General features: G+C 73.6%; 19 protein-coding genes. 15 read left to right on the top strand and 4 right to left on the bottom strand.

From position 1 onward, the window contains the following. Nucleotides 1-24: 24 nt before the first annotated feature. Nucleotides 25-804 carry a VOC family protein gene (locus tag ABT048_RS18445; RefSeq protein WP_350522458.1) on the bottom strand — a complete coding sequence of 260 codons (780 nt, stop codon included), beginning with the start codon at nucleotides 802-804 and terminating at the stop codon, nucleotides 25-27. Nucleotides 805-983: 179 nt separating this feature from the next. Continuing rightward, on the bottom strand, nucleotides 984-1,970 hold the full coding sequence (locus ABT048_RS18440; protein ID WP_350522457.1) for a LuxR C-terminal-related transcriptional regulator: 987 nt from the start codon (nucleotides 1,968-1,970) through the stop codon (nucleotides 984-986). Between the two features lie 351 nt (nucleotides 1,971-2,321). On the opposite strand from ABT048_RS18440, the gene ABT048_RS18435 reads away from it, so the two are divergent. From ABT048_RS18435 to ABT048_RS18415, 5 genes are all read left to right on the top strand, one after another. After that, nucleotides 2,322-2,549, top strand: coding sequence for a hypothetical protein (locus tag ABT048_RS18435; protein ID WP_350522456.1), 228 nt, complete (start codon nucleotides 2,322-2,324; stop codon nucleotides 2,547-2,549). A 37-nt stretch (nucleotides 2,550-2,586) separates the two neighbouring features. Beyond that, nucleotides 2,587-2,862 carry a hypothetical protein gene (locus ABT048_RS18430; protein ID WP_350522455.1) on the top strand — a complete coding sequence of 92 codons (276 nt, stop codon included), beginning with the start codon at nucleotides 2,587-2,589 and terminating at the stop codon, nucleotides 2,860-2,862. 104 nt (nucleotides 2,863-2,966) lie between these two features. Further along, complete coding sequence (locus ABT048_RS18425; protein ID WP_350522454.1) at nucleotides 2,967-4,370, top strand: C40 family peptidase; 1,404 nt, start codon at nucleotides 2,967-2,969, stop codon at nucleotides 4,368-4,370. 231 nt (nucleotides 4,371-4,601) lie between these two features. After that, nucleotides 4,602-6,698, top strand: a complete 2,097-nt coding sequence (locus ABT048_RS18420) for a glycoside hydrolase domain-containing protein (protein WP_350522453.1) — start codon at nucleotides 4,602-4,604, stop codon at nucleotides 6,696-6,698. 68 nt (nucleotides 6,699-6,766) lie between these two features. Next, nucleotides 6,767-7,906: an FG-GAP-like repeat-containing protein gene (locus tag ABT048_RS18415; protein WP_350522452.1), complete on the top strand. Its 1,140-nt coding sequence runs from the start codon at nucleotides 6,767-6,769 to the stop codon at nucleotides 7,904-7,906. A gap of 152 nt (nucleotides 7,907-8,058) precedes the next feature. On the opposite strand, the gene ABT048_RS18410 is transcribed toward ABT048_RS18415, so the two are convergent. Both ABT048_RS18410 and ABT048_RS18405 read right to left on the bottom strand, forming a co-directional pair. Further along, a complete protein-coding gene (locus ABT048_RS18410; RefSeq protein WP_350522451.1) occupies nucleotides 8,059-8,703 on the bottom strand; it encodes a TIGR03085 family metal-binding protein in 645 nt (214 codons plus the stop codon). Nucleotides 8,704-8,720: 17 nt separating this feature from the next. Further along, nucleotides 8,721-9,296, bottom strand: coding sequence for a hypothetical protein (locus ABT048_RS18405; protein ID WP_350522450.1), 576 nt, complete (start codon nucleotides 9,294-9,296; stop codon nucleotides 8,721-8,723). Nucleotides 9,297-9,430: 134 nt separating this feature from the next. On the opposite strand from ABT048_RS18405, the gene hisI reads away from it, so the two are divergent. The 10 genes from hisI to trpA all read left to right on the top strand — a co-directional run bounded on the left by hisI (nucleotide 9,431) and on the right by trpA (nucleotide 16,881). Further along, a complete protein-coding gene (gene hisI, locus ABT048_RS18400) occupies nucleotides 9,431-9,802 on the top strand; it encodes a phosphoribosyl-AMP cyclohydrolase (RefSeq protein ID WP_350522449.1) in 372 nt (123 codons plus the stop codon). 41 nt (nucleotides 9,803-9,843) lie between these two features. Continuing rightward, nucleotides 9,844-11,367, top strand: a complete 1,524-nt coding sequence (locus ABT048_RS18395) for an anthranilate synthase component I (RefSeq protein ID WP_350522448.1) — start codon at nucleotides 9,844-9,846, stop codon at nucleotides 11,365-11,367. Between the two features lie 20 nt (nucleotides 11,368-11,387). Next, nucleotides 11,388-11,921 (top strand): Uma2 family endonuclease, encoded by a 534-nt coding sequence (locus ABT048_RS18390; RefSeq protein WP_350522447.1) that lies wholly within the window; start codon nucleotides 11,388-11,390, stop codon nucleotides 11,919-11,921. Further along, complete coding sequence (locus ABT048_RS18385; protein WP_350522446.1) at nucleotides 11,918-12,517, top strand: TIGR02234 family membrane protein; 600 nt, start codon at nucleotides 11,918-11,920, stop codon at nucleotides 12,515-12,517. Before ABT048_RS18390 ends, ABT048_RS18385 begins: the two co-directional genes overlap by 4 nt. Nucleotides 12,518-12,750: 233 nt before the next feature. After that, nucleotides 12,751-13,020 (top strand): HGxxPAAW family protein, encoded by a 270-nt coding sequence (locus ABT048_RS18380; protein ID WP_350522445.1) that lies wholly within the window; start codon nucleotides 12,751-12,753, stop codon nucleotides 13,018-13,020. A 127-nt stretch (nucleotides 13,021-13,147) separates the two neighbouring features. Further along, the gene (locus ABT048_RS18375; RefSeq protein ID WP_350522444.1) at nucleotides 13,148-13,588 is read left to right on the top strand and encodes a DUF2752 domain-containing protein; all 441 of its coding nucleotides are present in this window, start codon (nucleotides 13,148-13,150) and stop codon (nucleotides 13,586-13,588) included. Nucleotides 13,589-13,800: 212 nt separating this feature from the next. Next, the gene (trpC, locus tag ABT048_RS18370; RefSeq protein WP_350522443.1) at nucleotides 13,801-14,607 is read left to right on the top strand and encodes an indole-3-glycerol phosphate synthase TrpC; all 807 of its coding nucleotides are present in this window, start codon (nucleotides 13,801-13,803) and stop codon (nucleotides 14,605-14,607) included. A 9-nt stretch (nucleotides 14,608-14,616) separates the two neighbouring features. After that, entirely contained in the window at nucleotides 14,617-14,766 is a 150-nt protein-coding gene (gene trpM, locus ABT048_RS41695) for a tryptophan biosynthesis modulator TrpM (protein WP_396547533.1), read from the top strand. Between the two features lie 49 nt (nucleotides 14,767-14,815). Then, on the top strand, nucleotides 14,816-16,066 hold the full coding sequence (trpB, locus tag ABT048_RS18365; RefSeq protein WP_350522442.1) for a tryptophan synthase subunit beta: 1,251 nt from the start codon (nucleotides 14,816-14,818) through the stop codon (nucleotides 16,064-16,066). A gap of 2 nt (nucleotides 16,067-16,068) precedes the next feature. Next, nucleotides 16,069-16,881: a tryptophan synthase subunit alpha gene (gene trpA, locus ABT048_RS18360; protein ID WP_350522441.1), complete on the top strand. Its 813-nt coding sequence runs from the start codon at nucleotides 16,069-16,071 to the stop codon at nucleotides 16,879-16,881. The last annotated feature ends 59 nt before the right edge of the window (nucleotides 16,882-16,940 follow it).

Genomic DNA, 16,940 nt, shown 5'->3' with positions numbered 1-16,940 from the left:
GAACCGCGGGCCCCGCTCGCGTTCTCAGGACTCCTGCGGCTCGCCCTTGATCAGGGCGAACGGGGCGCCGTTCGGGTCCGCCAGCCAGGCCAGCCGGCCGACGTTCTCCACGTCCGAGGCGGGCATCAGCACCGTGCCGCCCGCCGCCGTCACCCTGGCGATCACCGCGTCCACGTCGGCCGCCGCGAAGTACGGCGTCCAGGCGGAGGGCTGCTCCGGGGTCATCGTCGGGGCGATGCCGCCGAAGCTGGTGGCCTGCTGGTCGCCCTCGGCTGTCGAGATCACCCGGTAGGTCATCCCCGGCGACGGCTCGAAGTTCTCCACCCGCCACCCGAACAGCCGCTGGTAGAAGCCGAAGGCCCCGTCCTGGTCCGAGGTGTGCAGCTCGGACCAGACCAGGGTGTCGTCCTCGGACACGACGTCCAGCCCCTTGGTGTTCCCCGCCTGCCAGAGCGCGAACTCGGCGCCGTGCGGATCGGTGAGCGCGGCGAACCGGCCCTCCTGCATGACGTCCGTCGGTGGCACCCGGACGGTGGCGCCGGCCTGCTCGGCGGCCTTCACGGTGGCGTCCACGTCCTCGGTGCGGAAGTACGTCGTCCAGGCCGACCGGGCGCCCTCGTCCAGGTTGCCGAGGGCGGCGACGGTCTTGCCGCCCCGCTGGAGGAAACCGTAGCCACCGGTCTCGGGGACCTCGTGGAAGGCCCAGCCGAAGACCGAGCCGTAGAACGAGGCGGTGGCCCGGATGTTCGGGCTGCCCAGGTCGATCCAGCAGGGGGAGCCGGTGGGGAAGTCGGTGGTGAGCATGGAGTGGTGCCCCTTCGACGGAGAGTGACCGGGGCGGTTCCGTCGGGCGCGCACACGCCCCCTCCCCGGCCACCTGCGAGTCTGCACCCGGGCACTGACATCCGCACCCGGGCACGCGCGTTCCCGGGCGGTCGGCCGCCTGCAGCGCGGGTGGCACCGAGCGCGGGCGGCGGACCCGCCTACAGCCAGCCGCGCTGCGCCGCCTTGAGGCCGGCCTCGAAACGGCTGGCGGCATCGAGCCGCTCCATGAGGGCGGACATCTGGCGGCGCACGGTGCGCACCGAGATGCCGAGCCGCTTGCCGGCGGCCTCGTCGGTCAGGCCCGTCCCGAGCAGCCGGAGCAGGTCGCGTTCGGCCGCGGTGAGGCCGGTGTCGTGGTGGGTGGGCTGGTCGGCGCCGAGCGGTACCGCGGTGGACCAGGCCTGTTCGAACAGGGCGACGAGCGAGGCGACCAGCCCGGGCTCGCTGGTGCAGAGCGCCCCGAGCCTGGTCTGCGTCGGGTCGATCGGGACGACGGCGGTGTGCCGGTCGAAGACCAGCAGCCGGGGCGGCAGCAGGGGCGCCGTCCGCACCTGGCCGCCGAGCCCGGTGAGCCACTGGGCGTACGCGTGGGTGGCCTGGTCGTTGCGGACGCTGTCCTGGTAGAGCGTCCGCATGGCGACGCCGCGCTCCAGCGCGTCCTGGTCGAGCGGACGGGCGGCGTCCATGCTGGCCTGCGACTGCGCGCCGCCCGAGATCGCGGCGAGGAACTCCTCCCGGAGGTCGCGCGCCAGCATTTCGAGCTTGGCCTGGATCGCGTCCATCCCGACCAGGCGCTCGGTGGCGTCCGAGGTGGTGTTGGGCACCAGGTCCGCGTAGGCGGCCACGGCCCGGGCCACGGCGGCCTTGCTGGCGGCCAGCTCCTGCTGGCGGCGGGCGAGGTCGTCCTCCTGGCGGCGGATGACGGCCTCCAGGCCGATCGCCGGGCTGACCGGGCGCAGCGCACCCGAGACCTCCTGGGAGGGGCGCAGCAGCGTCAGGTCCGCGAGCTGGTCGAGGGCCTCTCTGACGGCGGTCTCGGAGAGGCCGAGCCGGCGGCACAGGGCGGTGACCCCACACCCGGGCTCGACCAGCAGGGCCGCGTAGACGGCCTCCGCCGTAGGGTCCAGTCCCAGCACTTCGAGCACGATTCCCCCCGGACTCGGCGATGCGCGCGGCCAGCTCATGTCAAGGCCGTCGGCAAGATTCTCACAGTTCGCAAATGTGTGTGCAAGGAGATCTGACGATGCGTCGGTGATGTGACCGGGGCGACAGGGGCGGTCGGTGCGGCCGGGGTGGCAGGTGCGGCAGGGGCGGTCGGGGTGGCGACATGCTGCCTGGCCTGATGATGCCTCGGGGAAGGCCTTCCGGAGCACCGCCCGGGGCTTGCAGGATGTGAAGCACCGAACGGGGGGCGCCGAGCCCCCGGGCCGGTGGGACGGCGGGAACCAGCCGCCGTCCGACGCACCGACCGACCATCGACCAGGGGGTTGTTCTCCATGCGGATCACCGCTCGCGTTCCCGGTGTCCTCGCGGCTGCGGCTGTGGTGGCCACGCTCGCTCTGCCGACCGCCACCGCCTTCGCCGCCGCCGCACCGGCCACCGTGACGGGCGTGTCCGCGGCGAGCGACCCCGGCAAGGGCGACCCCGGCGACCCCGCCCACAAGGGGGACGGCAAGGGCGGTCTGGGCGACCCGGGCAGCATCAGCTGGGACAACAAGAAGTGACCGCCGCCGTCGGCGCCGGCCGCTCGAACCGAGCCAGATGCACATTGTCCGTCTCACCCTGACGAGCCCCGACCGGCGTCCGCCGACCGCTGCCGACGCCCACGTCCTGAAGGACGTGCTCTGGGCCCACGCCGATCCCTTCGGCGGCCTGGAGCACGTCCAGTCGAGAGCCCGTCAGGACTCCATCGACCTCGTCGTCTTCACCAGCGGCGGGAGTGGCGACAACGCCCCCGCCCATTCGCTGGCCATCTGTTCCGCCGCCATCGCGCGGTCTCCGGCCTTCCAAGCCTGGCACGTCTCCGTCGCCGGCTGACGGCCGTCCGCTTCCTGCCGGGTTTCCTCCGGCTCTCCCCTTTCCGGTGATCCGGGCGCCCTCGCGCCGCGCCGGTCCTTTCGATGCCATTTTCAGGAGTGCGCATGTCCCGCAAGGCCTATCTCCGCACGTCCGCCGCCGCCCTCGGGCTGGCCGGCTCGCTGTCGCTCGGCCTGGTCGTCCAGGGCGGTACGGCGTTCGCCGCCGAACCGGCCCCCGCCGCCACCGCGGTCGCGGGCGGCGAGTACGGCGGCGCCGGCCAGCCGGTCGGGGTCGCCCAGGCGCCCGCCGCTGACGGCTCGTCGGCCGCCGCGTCCGTCCTGGCCCCGACGGTCACCCGCACCGAGGCGGTCCGGCGTGCCAAGACCTGGGTCGGCATCGGCCTCGACTACAGCTGGACCGGCTCGCACAACGGGTACCGCACCGACTGCTCGGGCTACGTCTCGATGGCCTGGAAGCTCGACGACTCGCTGACCACCGACACCTTCGGCCCGCGGGGCGTCACCGAACACATCGCCAAGGGCGACCTCAAGGCCGGCGACGCGCTGCTCAACGACGACAGCGGGGCCCACGGCCACGTGGTGCTGTTCGAGAAGTGGACCGACTCCAGCCACTACATGGGCTACGAGTTCACCGGCAGCGGCGTCCACTACCGCGAGATCCCCTACCCGTACTTCTCCGGCTACGGCACCTTCGTGCCGGTCCGCAACAAGTCCATCCGCGATGACGGCCCGACCGACCCCGGGATGACGAACCTGACGGCGGGTGACTTCAACGGGAACGGCAAGAAGGACCTGGTCGCGGTCGAGGTGTCGACGGGGAAGCTCTGGTCGTACCCGGGGACGGGGACGGGGACGTTGGGGAGCCGGGTGCTGATCGGCAACGGTGGCTGGAACGGGATGAGCAACCTGGCCGTGGGTGATCTGAACCGGGACGGCAAGGACGACATCGTGGCGACGGAGAAGTCGACGGGGAAGCTCTGGCTGTACCCGGGGACGGGCAGCGGTGTGGGGGACCGGGTGGAGATCGGTTCCGGTGGCTGGAACGGCATGAACAACACCGCGGTGGGTGACTTCAACGGTGACGGCAAGGACGATGTCGTGGCGAGTGAGAACTCGACGGGCAAGTTGTGGCTGTACCCGGGGACGGGCAGTGGTCTGGGGAGCCGGGTGGAGATCGGTTCCGGTGGCTGGAACGGGATGAACAAGATCGTCAGCCCGGGTGACATGAACAAGGACGGCAAGGACGACGTCGTCGCGACCGAGGTGTCGACGGGGAAGCTGTGGCTGTACCCGGGCACGGGCCACGGTCTGGGCGACCGGGTCGAGATCGGCACCGGCGGCTGGAACGGCATCTCCGACTACGCGGGTGCGGACTTCACCGGCGACGGCATCGGGGACCTCGCCGCCGTTGACTCGGACCCGGGGCAGACCGGGAAGCTCTACCTCTACAAGGGCACCGGCAGCGGTCTGAGCTCCCGCACCGAGATCGGCTCCGGCGGCTGGTAGACCCCGCACCGGCTCAGCCAGGCGCCCCCGGCTGACCCCCCGGCTGAGCCCCCCGGGCTGACCCCTGGGCCGGCCGTTGAAACCGGGGGCGGGCCCGCGACCACCGCGCGGGCCCGCCCCCGGCCCTTCCCGCCCACCTTCCCACTCACCTTCCCCGACCTGCCGTGCGCGCCGCCCTGCCCGGATCCGTCCCCGGGCGGCTCCGCCCTGCCCGTCTCCCTGGAGAGATCCGTGAACCACCACCGTCTGAGGGGTGTCGCCGCGCTCGCCGTGGCGGCCGGTGCCCTCACCGCCACCCTGCCGCTGGGACAGGCCGCCGCCCAGGCGGCCGAGCCCGCCGGTGCCGACTCCGCTGCCACCGCCGGGCAGAGCGTCAAGACCGTTGTGTACCAGGGGCTTTCGCTCCAGGTGCCGTCGGCCTGGTCGGTGGTCGACCTGGCCCAGGCGCCCGACACCTGCGTCCGGCTCGACCGGAACACCGTCTACCTCGGCCACCCCGGCGCGGACCAGAACTGCCCGACCCACCTGATCGGGGAGAAGGCGGACGCGCTGGTCGTGGAGACCTTCGCCGGTGCTGCCGAGCGCTCCGACCTCACCACCGTCGCGGTACCCGCCGGCCACGGTGTCCCGGCCCTGCCGGACAGCGACGGCCAGGAGGCGCGGGTGGCCTTCGAAGGCGCCGGCGTCTATGTGACCACCAGTCACGCCTCGGCCTCGGCCGCCGCGGTGCAGCGCATCCTCGCCTCCGCCTCGATCGGCGACGGCGCCACGGCGGCCCCGGCCCCGGCGCCGCAGCCGCCGAAGGCCGTCCCCGGCGCTCTCGCCGCGCCCGCCGCGGCGTCGGCGGCCGCCTCGGAGGCTGCCTCGGAGACGCCGAGCACCGGCTACACCGGCAAGGCGTTCGACGCCTGCGCCGCCCCGTCCTCCGGCGCGATGGCGGACTGGGCCTCCTCGCCGTACCGGGGTGTGGGCATCTACATCGGCGGTCCGACCCGGGTCTGCGCGCAGAACAACCTCACCGCGTCGTGGGTGGCGCAGCAGAGCGGCGCCGGCTGGCACCTGCTGCCCGTCTACGCGGGCACCCAGGCCGCGGGGATCTCCTCCTCGGGTGCCGAGGGCCAGGGCCGGGCCGCGGCGGAGGCCGCCGTGAAGCTGGCCAAGGGCCTGGGCTTCACCACCGGCACGGTGCTCTACACCGACATGGAGGACTACTCGCCCGGCTACCGCACCAACGTGCTGAACTACCTGTCGGGCTGGACGGGCCGGCTGCACGAGCTCAACTTCCGCTCCGGCGTCTACAGTTCCTCGTCCAGCGGGATCAAGGACATGGCCGCCGCCTACAACTCGACCGGCTTCGACCGCCCCGACGTGGCGTGGTCCGCGAACTGGAACAACGCCGCGGACACCGACGACAGTTACATCCCGGCGGGGTACTGGTCCAACCACCAGCGCGTCCACCAGTACGCCGGCAACGTCACCGAGTCGCACGGCGGGACGACCATCAACATCGACCGGAACTACGTCGACGTCGCCGCCAAGGCCCCGGTGAACGACCCCGGGATGACGAATCTGACGGCGGGTGACTTCAACGGGAACGGCAAGAAGGACCTGGTCGCGGTGGAGGTGTCGACGGGGAAGCTGTGGTCGTACCCGGGGACGGGGACGGGGACGGGGGCGTTGGGGAGCCGGGTGCTGATCGGCAACGGTGGCTGGAACGGGATGAGCAACCTGGCCGTGGGTGATCTGAACCGGGACGGCAAGGACGACATCGTGGCGACGGAGAAGTCGACGGGGAAGCTCTGGCTGTATCCGGGGACGGGCAGTGGTGTGGGGGACCGGGTGGAGATCGGTTCCGGTGGTTGGAACGGGATGAACAACACCGCGGTGGGTGACTTCAACGGTGACGGCAAGGACGATGTCGTGGCGAGTGAGAACGCGACGGGGAAGTTGTGGCTGTACCCGGGGACGGGCAGTGGTCTGGGGAGCCGGGTGGAGATCGGTTCCGGTGGCTGGAACGGGATGAACAAGATCGTCAGCCCGGGTGACATGAACAAGGACGGCAAGGACGACGTCGTCGCGACCGAGGTGTCGACGGGGAAGCTGTGGCTGTACCCGGGCACGGGCCACGGCCTCGGTGACCGGGTCGAGATCGGTACCGGCGGCTGGAACGGGATCTCCGACTACGCGGGTGCGGACTTCACCGGTGACGGCATCGGGGACCTCGCCGCCGTTGACTCGGACCCGGGGCAGACCGGGAAGCTCTACCTCTACAAGGGCACCGGCAGCGGTCTGAGCTCCCGCACCGAGATCGGCTCCGGCGGCTGGTGAGCCGCCGAGCGAACCGGCACCGTCCCGAACCCACGTACGCCAGCACCGACTTCAGGGGGAGCACACCCATGTCCGCACAGACCCGCATGCGCAAGAGCCTGGCCGTCCTCGCACTGGGCCTCGCGCCCCTCGCCCTCGCCGGCACGGCCGGCGCCGCGTCGGTCGCCACCTGGGACAAGGTGGCCGCCTGCGAGAGCAGCGGCAACTGGTCCATCAACACCGGGAACGGCTACTACGGCGGCCTGCAGATATCCGAGTACAACTGGCAGCACTACGGCGGCACCCAGTACGCGGCCTATCCGCACCAGGCGACCAAGAAGGAACAGATCCTGATCGCCGAGAAGATCCTCGCCGACCAGGGGGCCGGCGCGTGGACCTGCAGCCCCGGCACCGGGCTCTCGACCGACCACGCGGACCCGTACCCGGCCGGGCCGGCCGACCCGGGGATGACGAACCTGACGGCGGGTGACTTCAACGGCGACGGCAAGAAGGACCTGGTGGCCGTCGAGGTGTCGACCGGCAAGCTGTGGCTGTACCCGGGTAACGGGAGGGGCGCGCTGGGGAGCCGGGTGCTGATCGGCAACGGCGGCTGGAACGGCATGAGCAACCTGGCCGTGGGCGACCTCAACGGTGACGGCGGGGACGACATCGTGGCGACCGAGAAGTCGACCGGCAAGCTCTGGGTGTACCCGGGCAACGGCCACGGCGTCGAAGGCCGGATCGAGCTCGGCAGCGGCGGCTGGAACGGCATGAACAACACCGCGGTGGGCGACTTCAACGGCGACGGCGTGGCCGACGTCGTGGCGAGCGAGAACTCCACCGGCAAGCTCTTCCTCTACCCCGGCCTCGGCGGGGCCCTGGGCAAGCGGGTGGAGATCGGTTCCGGTGGCTGGAACGGCATGAACAAGATCGTCAGCCCCGGGGACATGACCAAGGACGGCAAGGACGACATCGTCGCGACCGAGAAGTCGACCGGCAAGCTGTGGCTGTACCCGGGCACCGGCCACGGCCTCGGTGACCGCGTCGAGATCGGCACCGGCGGCTGGAACGGCATCTCCGACTACGCGGGCGCGGACTTCACCGGCGACGGCATCGGCGACCTCGCCGCCGTCGACTCCGACCCGGGCCAGACCGGGAAGCTCTACCTCTACAAGGGCACCGGCAGCGGCCTGAGCACCCGCACCGAGATCGGCTCCGGCGGCTGGTGACCGGCGGCCGGACGGAACCGGCGCGGTGACGGAGTTCACGACGGCGGGTCCGCCGGTCGGGGGAAGCCCCGGCCGGCTGACCCGCCGTCACGCATCTGCCCGCACGGCGCGATGCCGGCCTTCCCCCGTCCGTGCGGGATGCGCCCGGGCGTCTACTTCGGGGGCAGCGGCAGGGCGTGGCGGAGGGCCTCGACGGCGTCGGGGGCGCCGTCCACGTCCAAGGCGGTGCGGTCGCCGCGGCCGTAAGTGAAGAGGACCAGCTCGCCGGGGTCCCCGGTGATCCGGACGGTGGGGGCGCCGGCCGGGCCGACGGTGAGGGACCGGCCGTCGGGGCGGGCGAGGACCAGGCGGACGGGGGAGCGGCGGCCGGCCTCGAAGCGGGCGATCATGGGGAGACGGCGCCACAGGGCCTCGGCGCGGCCGGGCGGGACGGCCTGGGGAGTCCAGTCCTCGACGGCCCGCAGGACGTCCTCGGCGTGCACGAAGTACTCGACCGTGTTGCCCGCCTCGTCCGCGCCGGGCAGGGCGAAGGGCGAGTAGACCGGCGGGCCGGCACGGAAGAGACGGATCAGTTCCTCGTACGGCCGCGCGGCGTAGTCGTCCTGCACCCGCTGGGTCCGGGCGGCCAGGGCGGTGATCCGGATCCCCGCCGCCGCGTCGGGGCGGCGTTCCCGGATCACCAGGTGGGCGGCGAGGTCCCGGGTGGTCCAGCCGGCGCAGAGCGTGGGGGCGTCCGGCCCTGCGGCGGTGAGGAGTTCGGCGAGGCGGTGGCGTTCGGCGAGGGCGTGGTTCGACATGGTGGAAGCCTATGGCCCTAGGGGCGGAGGTGGCCGGTGAGCTTGGGGCCGCCCTGCTTGTTGCTCGCGGTGAGGGTGCAGGTGTAGTCCCGCCAGCCCTGCTGGTAGTTGACCAGGGCCGGGCCGAACTGGCGCCCGTAGTAGGACTTCCCGTCGGCCTGCCTGGTCTTGGCGGCGGCCTCGGCCTCCTTGCAGCCGTCCCGCATGGCGAGGGCGATCGGGATCTCGCCGGTCAGGTTGTCGGCCAGCTTGAGGTCGGCGATCACCTCGCCGTCGTGCTCGCCGCCGCAGGGGCGCTCCTCGGCCCGGGTGATCACCGGGCTCAGCTGCGGGTGGTCGAAGCAGGTGCCGACCGGGAAGAAGGCGTACGGCGGCTGCGGCTTGGTCGGGGTGGGGGTGGGCGTCGGGGTGGGCGTCGGCGTCGGGGTGGCCGTGGGGGTCGGCGGCGGCGCGGCGGCGGGCTTCCTGTCGTCCGGCCAGAGCGCCGCGGTGGCCACCACCGCGAGCAGGACGACCAGCACGGCGACGACGGTGAGGACCAGGCCGCGGGAGGGGCGGGAGGCGGCGGCTGCGGGCGGCTGCTCGGGCGTCATGGCCACGAGGATGGCCCACGAAGGGGCCGCCCGGCAGGCGGTTGGCCGAACTCGCCCCGGACGGGCGGCACCACCGGGACCACCGGCCGGACGGACCCGCCGGGACGGACCACCGGGCTGACACAATGGGCCCCATGTCCACCACACCCGCCACTCCCGGCACCACCGCCCTGGCCCCCGAGATCGCCGCCCGCCTCAAGCGCACCGAGGACGGCCTCCTCCCGGCCATCGCGCAGCAGCACGACACCGGCGAGGTGCTGATGCTCGGCTGGATGGACGACGAGGCGCTGCACCGCACGCTCACCACCGGCCGCTGCACCTACTGGAGCCGCAGCCGCCGCGAGTACTGGGTGAAGGGCGACACCTCCGGCCACGTCCAGGTGGTCAAGTCGGTGGCACTGGACTGCGACGGCGACACCCTGCTGGTCAAGGTCGACCAGACCGGCGCGGCCTGCCACACCGGCGACCGCACCTGCTTCGACGCCGACGTGCTCCCGCTCTCCTGACCCCCCGTCCACTCACAGAACTCAAGAAGGTGCCGCCCCGCATGGACCTCGAAGCCTTCCGCAAGCTCGCCGTCGACACCCGGGTCATCCCGGTCACCCGCAGGCTCCTCGCGGACGGCCTCACCCCGATCGGTCTGTACCGCAGCCTCGCCGAGGAGCGGCCCGGCACCTTCCTGCTGGAGTCCGCCGAGCAGGGCCGCAGCTGGTCGCGCTACTCCTTCGTCGGCGTGCGCAGCGCCGCCACGCTCACCGTCGACCGGGACGGCGACGCCCGGTGGCTCGGCACCCCGCCGGTCGGCATCCCCACCGGCGGCGACCCGCTGCAGGTGCTGCGCGCCGCCCTGGAGGCGCTGCACACCCCGCGGCACGCCGACGACGGCCTGCCCCCGCTCACCGGCGGCCTGGTCGGCTACCTCGGCTACGACATCGTCCGCCGGCTGGAGAAGCTGCCCGACCTCAACCCGGACGACCTCGGGCTCCCCGAGCTGACCATGATGCTGGCCACCGACCTCGCCGTGCTCGACCACGCCGACGGCACCGTGCTGCTGATCGCCAACGCCGTCAACCACAACGACCTGGCCACCGGTGTGGACGAGGCCTACGCGGACGCGGTGGGCCGGCTGGACGCGATGGAGGCCGACCTGCTCAAGCCGGTCGACCCGGGCCTGGCCACCTTCACCCCGGCGGGCCCCGGCGAGGTGGACTCGCCGTTCGGCGGCGAGCCGTACCGGGCCGCCGTGGACGAGATCAAGGAGCGGATCCGGGCCGGCGAGGCCTTCCAGGTGGTGCCCTCGCAGCGCTTCGAGGCGCCCTGCCCGGCCTCCGCGCTGGACGTCTACCGGGTGCTGCGCACCACCAATCCCAGCCCGTACATGTACCTGTTCCGCTTCCCGGGGCCGGACGGCACCGCCGAGGGCGGCTTCGACGTGGTCGGCTCCAGCCCGGAGGCGCTGGTCAAGGTCACCGACGGCGAGGCGATGCTGCACCCGATCGCCGGCACCCGGCACCGCGGCGCCACCCCGCACGAGGACGCGGCGCTCGCCGCCGAGCTGCTCGCCGACCCCAAGGAGCGGGCCGAGCACCTGATGCTGGTCGACCTCGGCCGCAACGACCTCGGACGGGTCTGCGAGCCGGGCAGCGTCGAGGTGGTCGACTTCATGCAGATCGAGCGCTACAGCCACGTGATGCACATCGTCTCCACCGTGACCGGCAGGGTCGCGCCGGGGCGCAGCGCCTTCGACGTGCTGACCGCCTGCTTCCCGGCCGGCACGCTCTCCGGCGCGCCCAAGCCGCGGGCGATGCGGATCATCGAGGAGCTGGAGCCCACCCGCCGCGGCCTGTACGGCGGTTGCGTCGGCTACCTGGACTTCGCCGGGGACTCCGACACCGCGATCGCGATCCGTACCGCGGTGCTGCGCGACGGCACGGCGTACGTGCAGGCCGGCGCGGGCGTGGTCGCCGACTCCGACCCGCACGGCGAGGACACCGAGTGCCGCAACAAGGCGGCCGCCGTGCTGCGGGCCGTCGCCACCGCCAATACGCTGCGGAGGCCGGAACTGTCCTGAGCTGTGAGGAGGCGGCCCGGATGCCCGAGGTGCCGTACGACGAGCTGCGCTGGGAGGTCGTGCTGAGCGCGGCCGGGCAGTTCGGCGAGCAGCCGGCGGGCCACGGCCGGGTGCTGTCCGGCGTGGCGGTGGACTTCCCGGCCGCGCCCGGCGGCCCGGACCGGGAGCCCGCCGTGTTCGCCCCCGACCTGGCGGTGCTCGCCCCGGACGCGGTGCGGGGCGAGCGGGGCCGGTTCGGCGCGGCCGGGGTCGAGGCGGTGCTGGAGGTGGCCCGGCCGGGCCTGGCGGAAGCCGGGCGGGCGTACGCGCGCAGCGGGGTGCCGCTCTACGTGGTGGTCGACCCGGCGGCGGCGGTCTGCACCGTGCACAGCGCGCCGTCCCCCGACGGGGTGTACCGGGAGGCCGAGCGGGTGCCGTTCGGCAACGACCTGTTCCTGTCGCTGGGCGGGCGGACGGTGGTGCTGCGGACGGACCCCTTCCCCACGCCGTCCCCCGCCCCGCCCCCCACCCCGGGTGCGGACCGGGGTGTCGGTCGGGGGATAGTGGACGGGTGAGCGCTGACCAGACCCCCGCCCCCGCCGCCCCCAGCCGCCGCACGCTCGGCGTGATGCTGCTGCTCACCGTGCTGAGCGCCGTCCTGGTGCTGACCGCGGTCGGGCGGACCTGGGCCGAGGGGCGGGCGGGCACCCTGGACGTCGCCGTCACCGGCGGCCGGATCTCCGAACTGCCCGGCGGGCTGGCCCTGGTGGGCCTCGCCGCGGCCGTCGCGGTGTTCGCGGTGCGCGGCGCGGGACGGCTGGCGGTCGGTGCGCTGACCCTGCTCGCCGGGATCGGCGCGGCCGCCGCGTCGGTCGCCGGGGCGGGCGACACCGCCGCGCTGGACGCCGAGGCGGCCCGCAAGCTCGCGCTGACCGGCTCGGCGGCCACCGGGGTCTCGCACACGGCCTGGCCCTGGGTCGCGCTGGTCGGCGGCGTGCTGCTGGCCCTCGCCGGACTGCTCACCCTGCGCTACGGCCGCCGCTGGCCCGCCATGGGCAGCCGCTACGAGGCGCCGACCGGCAAGGCCCCGGCCAGGACCGCGGCCAAGGCCGAGACCCCGGGCGACCTGTGGAAGGCGCTGGACCGCGGCGAGGACCCCACGGCGGTCTGAAGTCCGCCCGCCCGCCCGCCACGGCGGACGGCCCCGGCGCCGGGTGCCACCGCCACTGCGGGCCCCGCGACCCGCCGCACGCGCCCCGCGGCCGCCCGACGTGCACATGTGACGCGATAGACCCGCCACCCGCTTTGGGCGGCGGGTGTGTGGCCCGGCACAATGGACTCCGTCAACCCGCCGGCGGCCCCGCAGGCCCGGCCGGGCCCCGAGAGCCAAGGAGCACCACTCAGATGGCAGCAGCAGCACACGGCCACACCCCCGCCGCCTGGACCGGCGTCGTCATCTCCTTCGTCGGCTTCGGCATCGCCGGTGTCGCGATGATCCTGCCGTCGGTGCTCCTCGTCTGCGCCGGCCTGGCGGTCGTCGTGGCCGGTGGCGTGGTCGGCAAGGCCATGGCGATGGCCGGCATGGGCAAGCAGCCCAGCACCAACGTCTACAAGTCGACCGAGGAGCAGGTCGCGGCCCACGAGGCCCGCGTCGCCGCCGCCGTCGCCGCCTGACGACCACCCCTCCGTACGGCGGCCCGACCGACCTCCGTACGACCCGCCTTTTCGCACAACCGAACGGCGGGCGCGCCGCGCCCGCCGTTTCGTCGTGTCCGGGCCCGGGCGCGGGCAGAATCGGGGCGTGAACGCCGCCCCCACCGCCTCCGCCCCGCCGCCCGTGCTGCGCCGGCTCGGCCCGCCGCTGACCGCGCTGGCGGCGGTGGCCGTCCCCACCGCGTACGTCGCCGTGGTGGACCCCAACAGCCCCGGGCACTACCCGGACTGCCCGTTCCTGACGGCCACCGGCTGGTGGTGCCCCGGCTGCGGCGGGCTGCGCTGCGTCCACGCGCTCACCCACGGCGACCTCACCGGGGCCCTGCACGACAACGCCGCCGCCGTGCTGCTGTTCGGCGTGCTGGGGGTGCTCTGGCTGCGCTGGGCCTGGGCCGCGCTGACCGGCGGGCCGCCGCCCCGGGTCACCGTCGGAGGCCGGCGCTGGGCACTGATCGCGCTGCTCGTGCTGGTGTTCACCGTGGTGCGGAACTCGCCGGTCGGAGCCGGTCTGGCGCCCCCGCTGGTCTGAGCGCCGGGCCACCGCCCGCGGACGGGCCCGCCGACGGGTGGAGAAGCGGTGAAGCCGCAGTTGAGGGCCGCCGGAGCGGCGGTCCGGTCCGCGAGACGCGCGCCGGGCGGATGCGCCCCGCGCTCCCGGGTGCCGATACCATCGAAGAGCCGGCGGGTCACCGCCCGCCCGGCTCTCGCTGGCCAACTGGCAGAAACGATGGGGGCTCCTGAGTGAGTGTGCTCGACTCGATCATCGAAGGGGTCCGCGAGGACCTCGCCGAGCGGCAGGCCCGGGTCTCCCTGGACGAGCTGAAGGAGCGCGCCGCCAAGGCCCCGGAGGCCAAGGACGGCGTCGCCGCCCTCAAGGGCGACGGGGTCCGGGTGATCTGCGAGGTCAAGCGTTCCAGCCCGTCCAAGGGCGCCCTGGCCTCGATCGCCGATCCGGCCGCCCTGGCGCGCGACTACGCGGCCGGCGGTGCCGCCGCGATCAGCGTGCTGACGGAGCAGCGCCGCTTCGGCGGGTCGCTCGCCGACCTGGACGCCGTCCGCGCCGCGGTGGACACCCCGCTGCTGCGCAAGGACTTCATCGTCACCGCCTACCAGCTGTGGGAGGCCCGCGCGCACGGCGCCGACCTCGCGCTGCTGATCGTCGCGGCCCTCGACCAGTCGGCCCTGGTGTCGCTGATCGAGCGCGCCGAGTCGATCGGCCTCACCCCGCTGGTCGAGGTGCACGACGAGGAGGAGATCAAGCGCGCGGTGGACGCCGGGGCGCGGATCATCGGCGTCAACGCCCGCAACCTGAAGACCCTGGAGGTGGACCGCAACACCTTCGGGAACGTGGTCCACGCCATCCCGGACAGCATCGTGAAGATCGCCGAGTCCGGGGTCCGCGGCCCGCTGGACGTGATCAACTACGCCAACCTCGGCGCCGACGCGGTGCTGGTCGGCGAGTCCCTGGTGACCGGCAAGGACCCGCGCGCCGCGGTCGCCGACCTGGTCGCCGCGGGGGCCCACCCGGCCGTCCGGCACAAGGACTGACACAGCCCGATGAAGATCGCCGCCCGACTCGCCCCCGGTTGCCGCCCGCGCGGCTGCCGCGCGCCCGCACGCCGGGTGCTGGGGCGTCGGGTGCGGTACGTGATCGGCTGTGAGCCCGGGCAGGTGCCGGGACGGCGATGGCGCGTGACGCGCGGCTGACCCCAGCCGATCAGACGTCACTGTCGTCCCACTCCCCAAGGGAAACCACATGTCCGAGAAGGACTACCTGCCCGGTGCCCAGGTGCCGGACGCGCGCGGATACTTCGGCGCGTACGGCGGCCGCTTCATCCCCGAGGCGCTGGTCGCCGCGGTCGAGCAGGTCGCCGAGGAGTACGAGAAGGCCAAGACCGACCCGGCCTTCGCCGCCGAGCTCGACGCGCTGCTCAAGGACTACACCGGGCGCCCCAGCCCGCTGACCGACGTGCACCGCTTCTCCGCCGAGGCGGGCGGCGCGCGCATCCTGCTCAAGCGCGAGGACCTCAACCACACCGGCTCGCACAAGATCAACAACGTGCTGGGCCAGGCCCTGCTCACCAAGCGGATGGGCAAGACCCGGATCATCGCCGAGACCGGCGCCGGCCAGCACGGCGTGGCCACCGCCACCGCCTGCGCGCTCTTCGGCTTCGACTGCACCATCTACATGGGCGAGGTCGACACCCAGCGCCAGGCGCTGAACGTCGCCCGGATGCGGATGCTCGGCGCCGAGGTCGTGGCCGTCAAGTCCGGCAGCCGCACCCTCAAGGACGCCATCAACGAGGCGTTCCGCGACTGGGTCGCCAACGTGGACTCCACCCACTACCTGTTCGGCACCGTCGCCGGGCCGCACCCGTTCCCGATGATGGTCCGCGACTTCCACCGGATCATCGGCGTCGAGGCGCGGCAGCAGGTGCTCGACCGCACCGGGCGGCTGCCCGACGCCGTCGTCGCCTGCGTCGGCGGCGGCTCCAACGCGATGGGCATCTTCCACGAGTTCATCCCGGACGCCGACGTGCGCCTGATCGGCTGCGAGGCGGCCGGCGAGGGCGCCGAGACCCCCCGGCACGCCGCCACCCTCACCAAGGGCGACCCGGGCGTGCTGCACGGCTCCCGCACCTACGTCCTCCAGGACGAGGACGGCCAGACCATCGAGTCGCACTCGATCTCCGCCGGCCTCGACTACCCGGGCGTCGGCCCGGAGCACGCCTGGCTGAAGGACACCGGCCGGGCCGAGTACCGCCCCGTCACCGACGACGCGGCGATGCAGGCGCTGCGGCTGCTGTCCCGCACCGAGGGCATCATCCCGGCCATCGAGAGCGCCCACGCCCTCGCCGGAGCCCTGGAACTCGGCCGCGAGCTCGGCCCGGAGGCCACCATCCTGGTCTCCCTCTCCGGGCGCGGCGACAAGGACATGCACACCGCCGCCGAGTACTTCGGCCTGTACGACGAGCCGGGCGCCGGCAACGCCCAGGGGGGTAACTGACCATGGCTGCATCGAAGCTCAGCGGCGTCCTGGCGGCCGCCAAGGCCGAGGACCGCGCCGCACTGATCGGCTACCTGCCGGCCGGCTTCCCGACCGTCGACGGCGGCATCCGGGCGGTCAACGCCCTAATCGAAGGCGGCTGCGACGTGGTCGAGATCGGCCTGCCGCACTCCGACCCGGTGCTGGACGGCGCCGTCATCCAGACCGCCGACGACATCGCGCTGCGCGGCGGCGTGCGCATCAAGGACGTGCTGCGCACCGTCCAGGAGGTCGCCTCCGCGCACCCCGACGCCGCGGTGCTGGTCATGACGTACTGGAACCCGGTCGACCGCTACGGCGTGGCGCGCTTCGCCGCCGACCTGGCGGCCGCGGGCGGGGCCGGCTGCATCCTGCCGGACCTCCCGGTGGAGGAGTCGGAGGAGTGGCGCAAGGCGGCGGACGAGCACGGGCTGGACACCGTCTTCGTGGTCGCCCCCAGCAGCAAGGACGCCCGGCTGGCCGAGGTCACCGCGGCGGGCAGCGGGTTCGTCTACGCGGCCGCGGTCATGGGCGTGACCGGCACCCGCTCGGCAGTCGGCTCGCTGGCCGAGGACCTCGTCGCGCGCACCCGGGCCACCACGGACCTGCCGGTCTGCGTCGGGCTCGGCGTCTCCGACGCCGTGCAGGCGGCGGAGGTCGCGCGGTTCGCCGACGGCGTGATCGTCGGCTCGGCGTTCGTGAAGCGGATCCTGGAGGCGGGCGACGACGAGGCGGCCGGGCTGGACGCCGTGCGGGGGCTGGCCGGGGAGCTGGCGGCGGGCGTGCGGAGGCGCTGACGCGCGGGTGGAAACGGTTGGCCGACGGCCCGCCACTCCCCGGGGGCTGGCGGGGGCGT

Origin of the sequence: Kitasatospora sp. NPDC096140, assembly GCF_040303045.1 — a bacterium.
Classification (GTDB): Bacteria; Actinomycetota; Actinomycetes; order Streptomycetales; family Streptomycetaceae; genus Kitasatospora.
This window is presented reverse-complemented; position numbering and strand designations above follow the sequence as displayed.

What these genes read in the sequence shown, in the direction of transcription:
- ABT048_RS18380 (WP_350522445.1), top strand. Translation starts at nt 12,751, where the DNA reads ATGGCAGCAGCAGCACACGGCCACACCCCCGCCGCCTGGACCGGCGTC.
- trpA (WP_350522441.1), top strand. Translation starts at nt 16,069, where the DNA reads ATGGCTGCATCGAAGCTCAGCGGCGTCCTGGCGGCCGCCAAGGCCGAG.
- ABT048_RS18405 (WP_350522450.1), bottom strand. Translation starts at nt 9,296, where the DNA reads ATGACGCCCGAGCAGCCGCCCGCAGCCGCCGCCTCCCGCCCCTCCCGC.
- ABT048_RS18390 (WP_350522447.1), top strand. Translation starts at nt 11,388, where the DNA reads ATGCCCGAGGTGCCGTACGACGAGCTGCGCTGGGAGGTCGTGCTGAGC.
- ABT048_RS18435 (WP_350522456.1), top strand. Translation starts at nt 2,322, where the DNA reads ATGCGGATCACCGCTCGCGTTCCCGGTGTCCTCGCGGCTGCGGCTGTG.
- ABT048_RS18445 (WP_350522458.1), bottom strand. Translation starts at nt 804, where the DNA reads ATGCTCACCACCGACTTCCCCACCGGCTCCCCCTGCTGGATCGACCTG.
- ABT048_RS18415 (WP_350522452.1), top strand. Translation starts at nt 6,767, where the DNA reads ATGTCCGCACAGACCCGCATGCGCAAGAGCCTGGCCGTCCTCGCACTG.
- hisI (WP_350522449.1), top strand. Translation starts at nt 9,431, where the DNA reads ATGTCCACCACACCCGCCACTCCCGGCACCACCGCCCTGGCCCCCGAG.
- ABT048_RS18410 (WP_350522451.1), bottom strand. Translation starts at nt 8,703, where the DNA reads ATGTCGAACCACGCCCTCGCCGAACGCCACCGCCTCGCCGAACTCCTC.
- trpB (WP_350522442.1), top strand. Translation starts at nt 14,816, where the DNA reads ATGTCCGAGAAGGACTACCTGCCCGGTGCCCAGGTGCCGGACGCGCGC.
- ABT048_RS18425 (WP_350522454.1), top strand. Translation starts at nt 2,967, where the DNA reads ATGTCCCGCAAGGCCTATCTCCGCACGTCCGCCGCCGCCCTCGGGCTG.
- ABT048_RS18430 (WP_350522455.1), top strand. Translation starts at nt 2,587, where the DNA reads ATGCACATTGTCCGTCTCACCCTGACGAGCCCCGACCGGCGTCCGCCG.
- trpM (WP_396547533.1), top strand. Translation starts at nt 14,617, where the DNA reads ATGAAGATCGCCGCCCGACTCGCCCCCGGTTGCCGCCCGCGCGGCTGC.
- ABT048_RS18395 (WP_350522448.1), top strand. Translation starts at nt 9,844, where the DNA reads ATGGACCTCGAAGCCTTCCGCAAGCTCGCCGTCGACACCCGGGTCATC.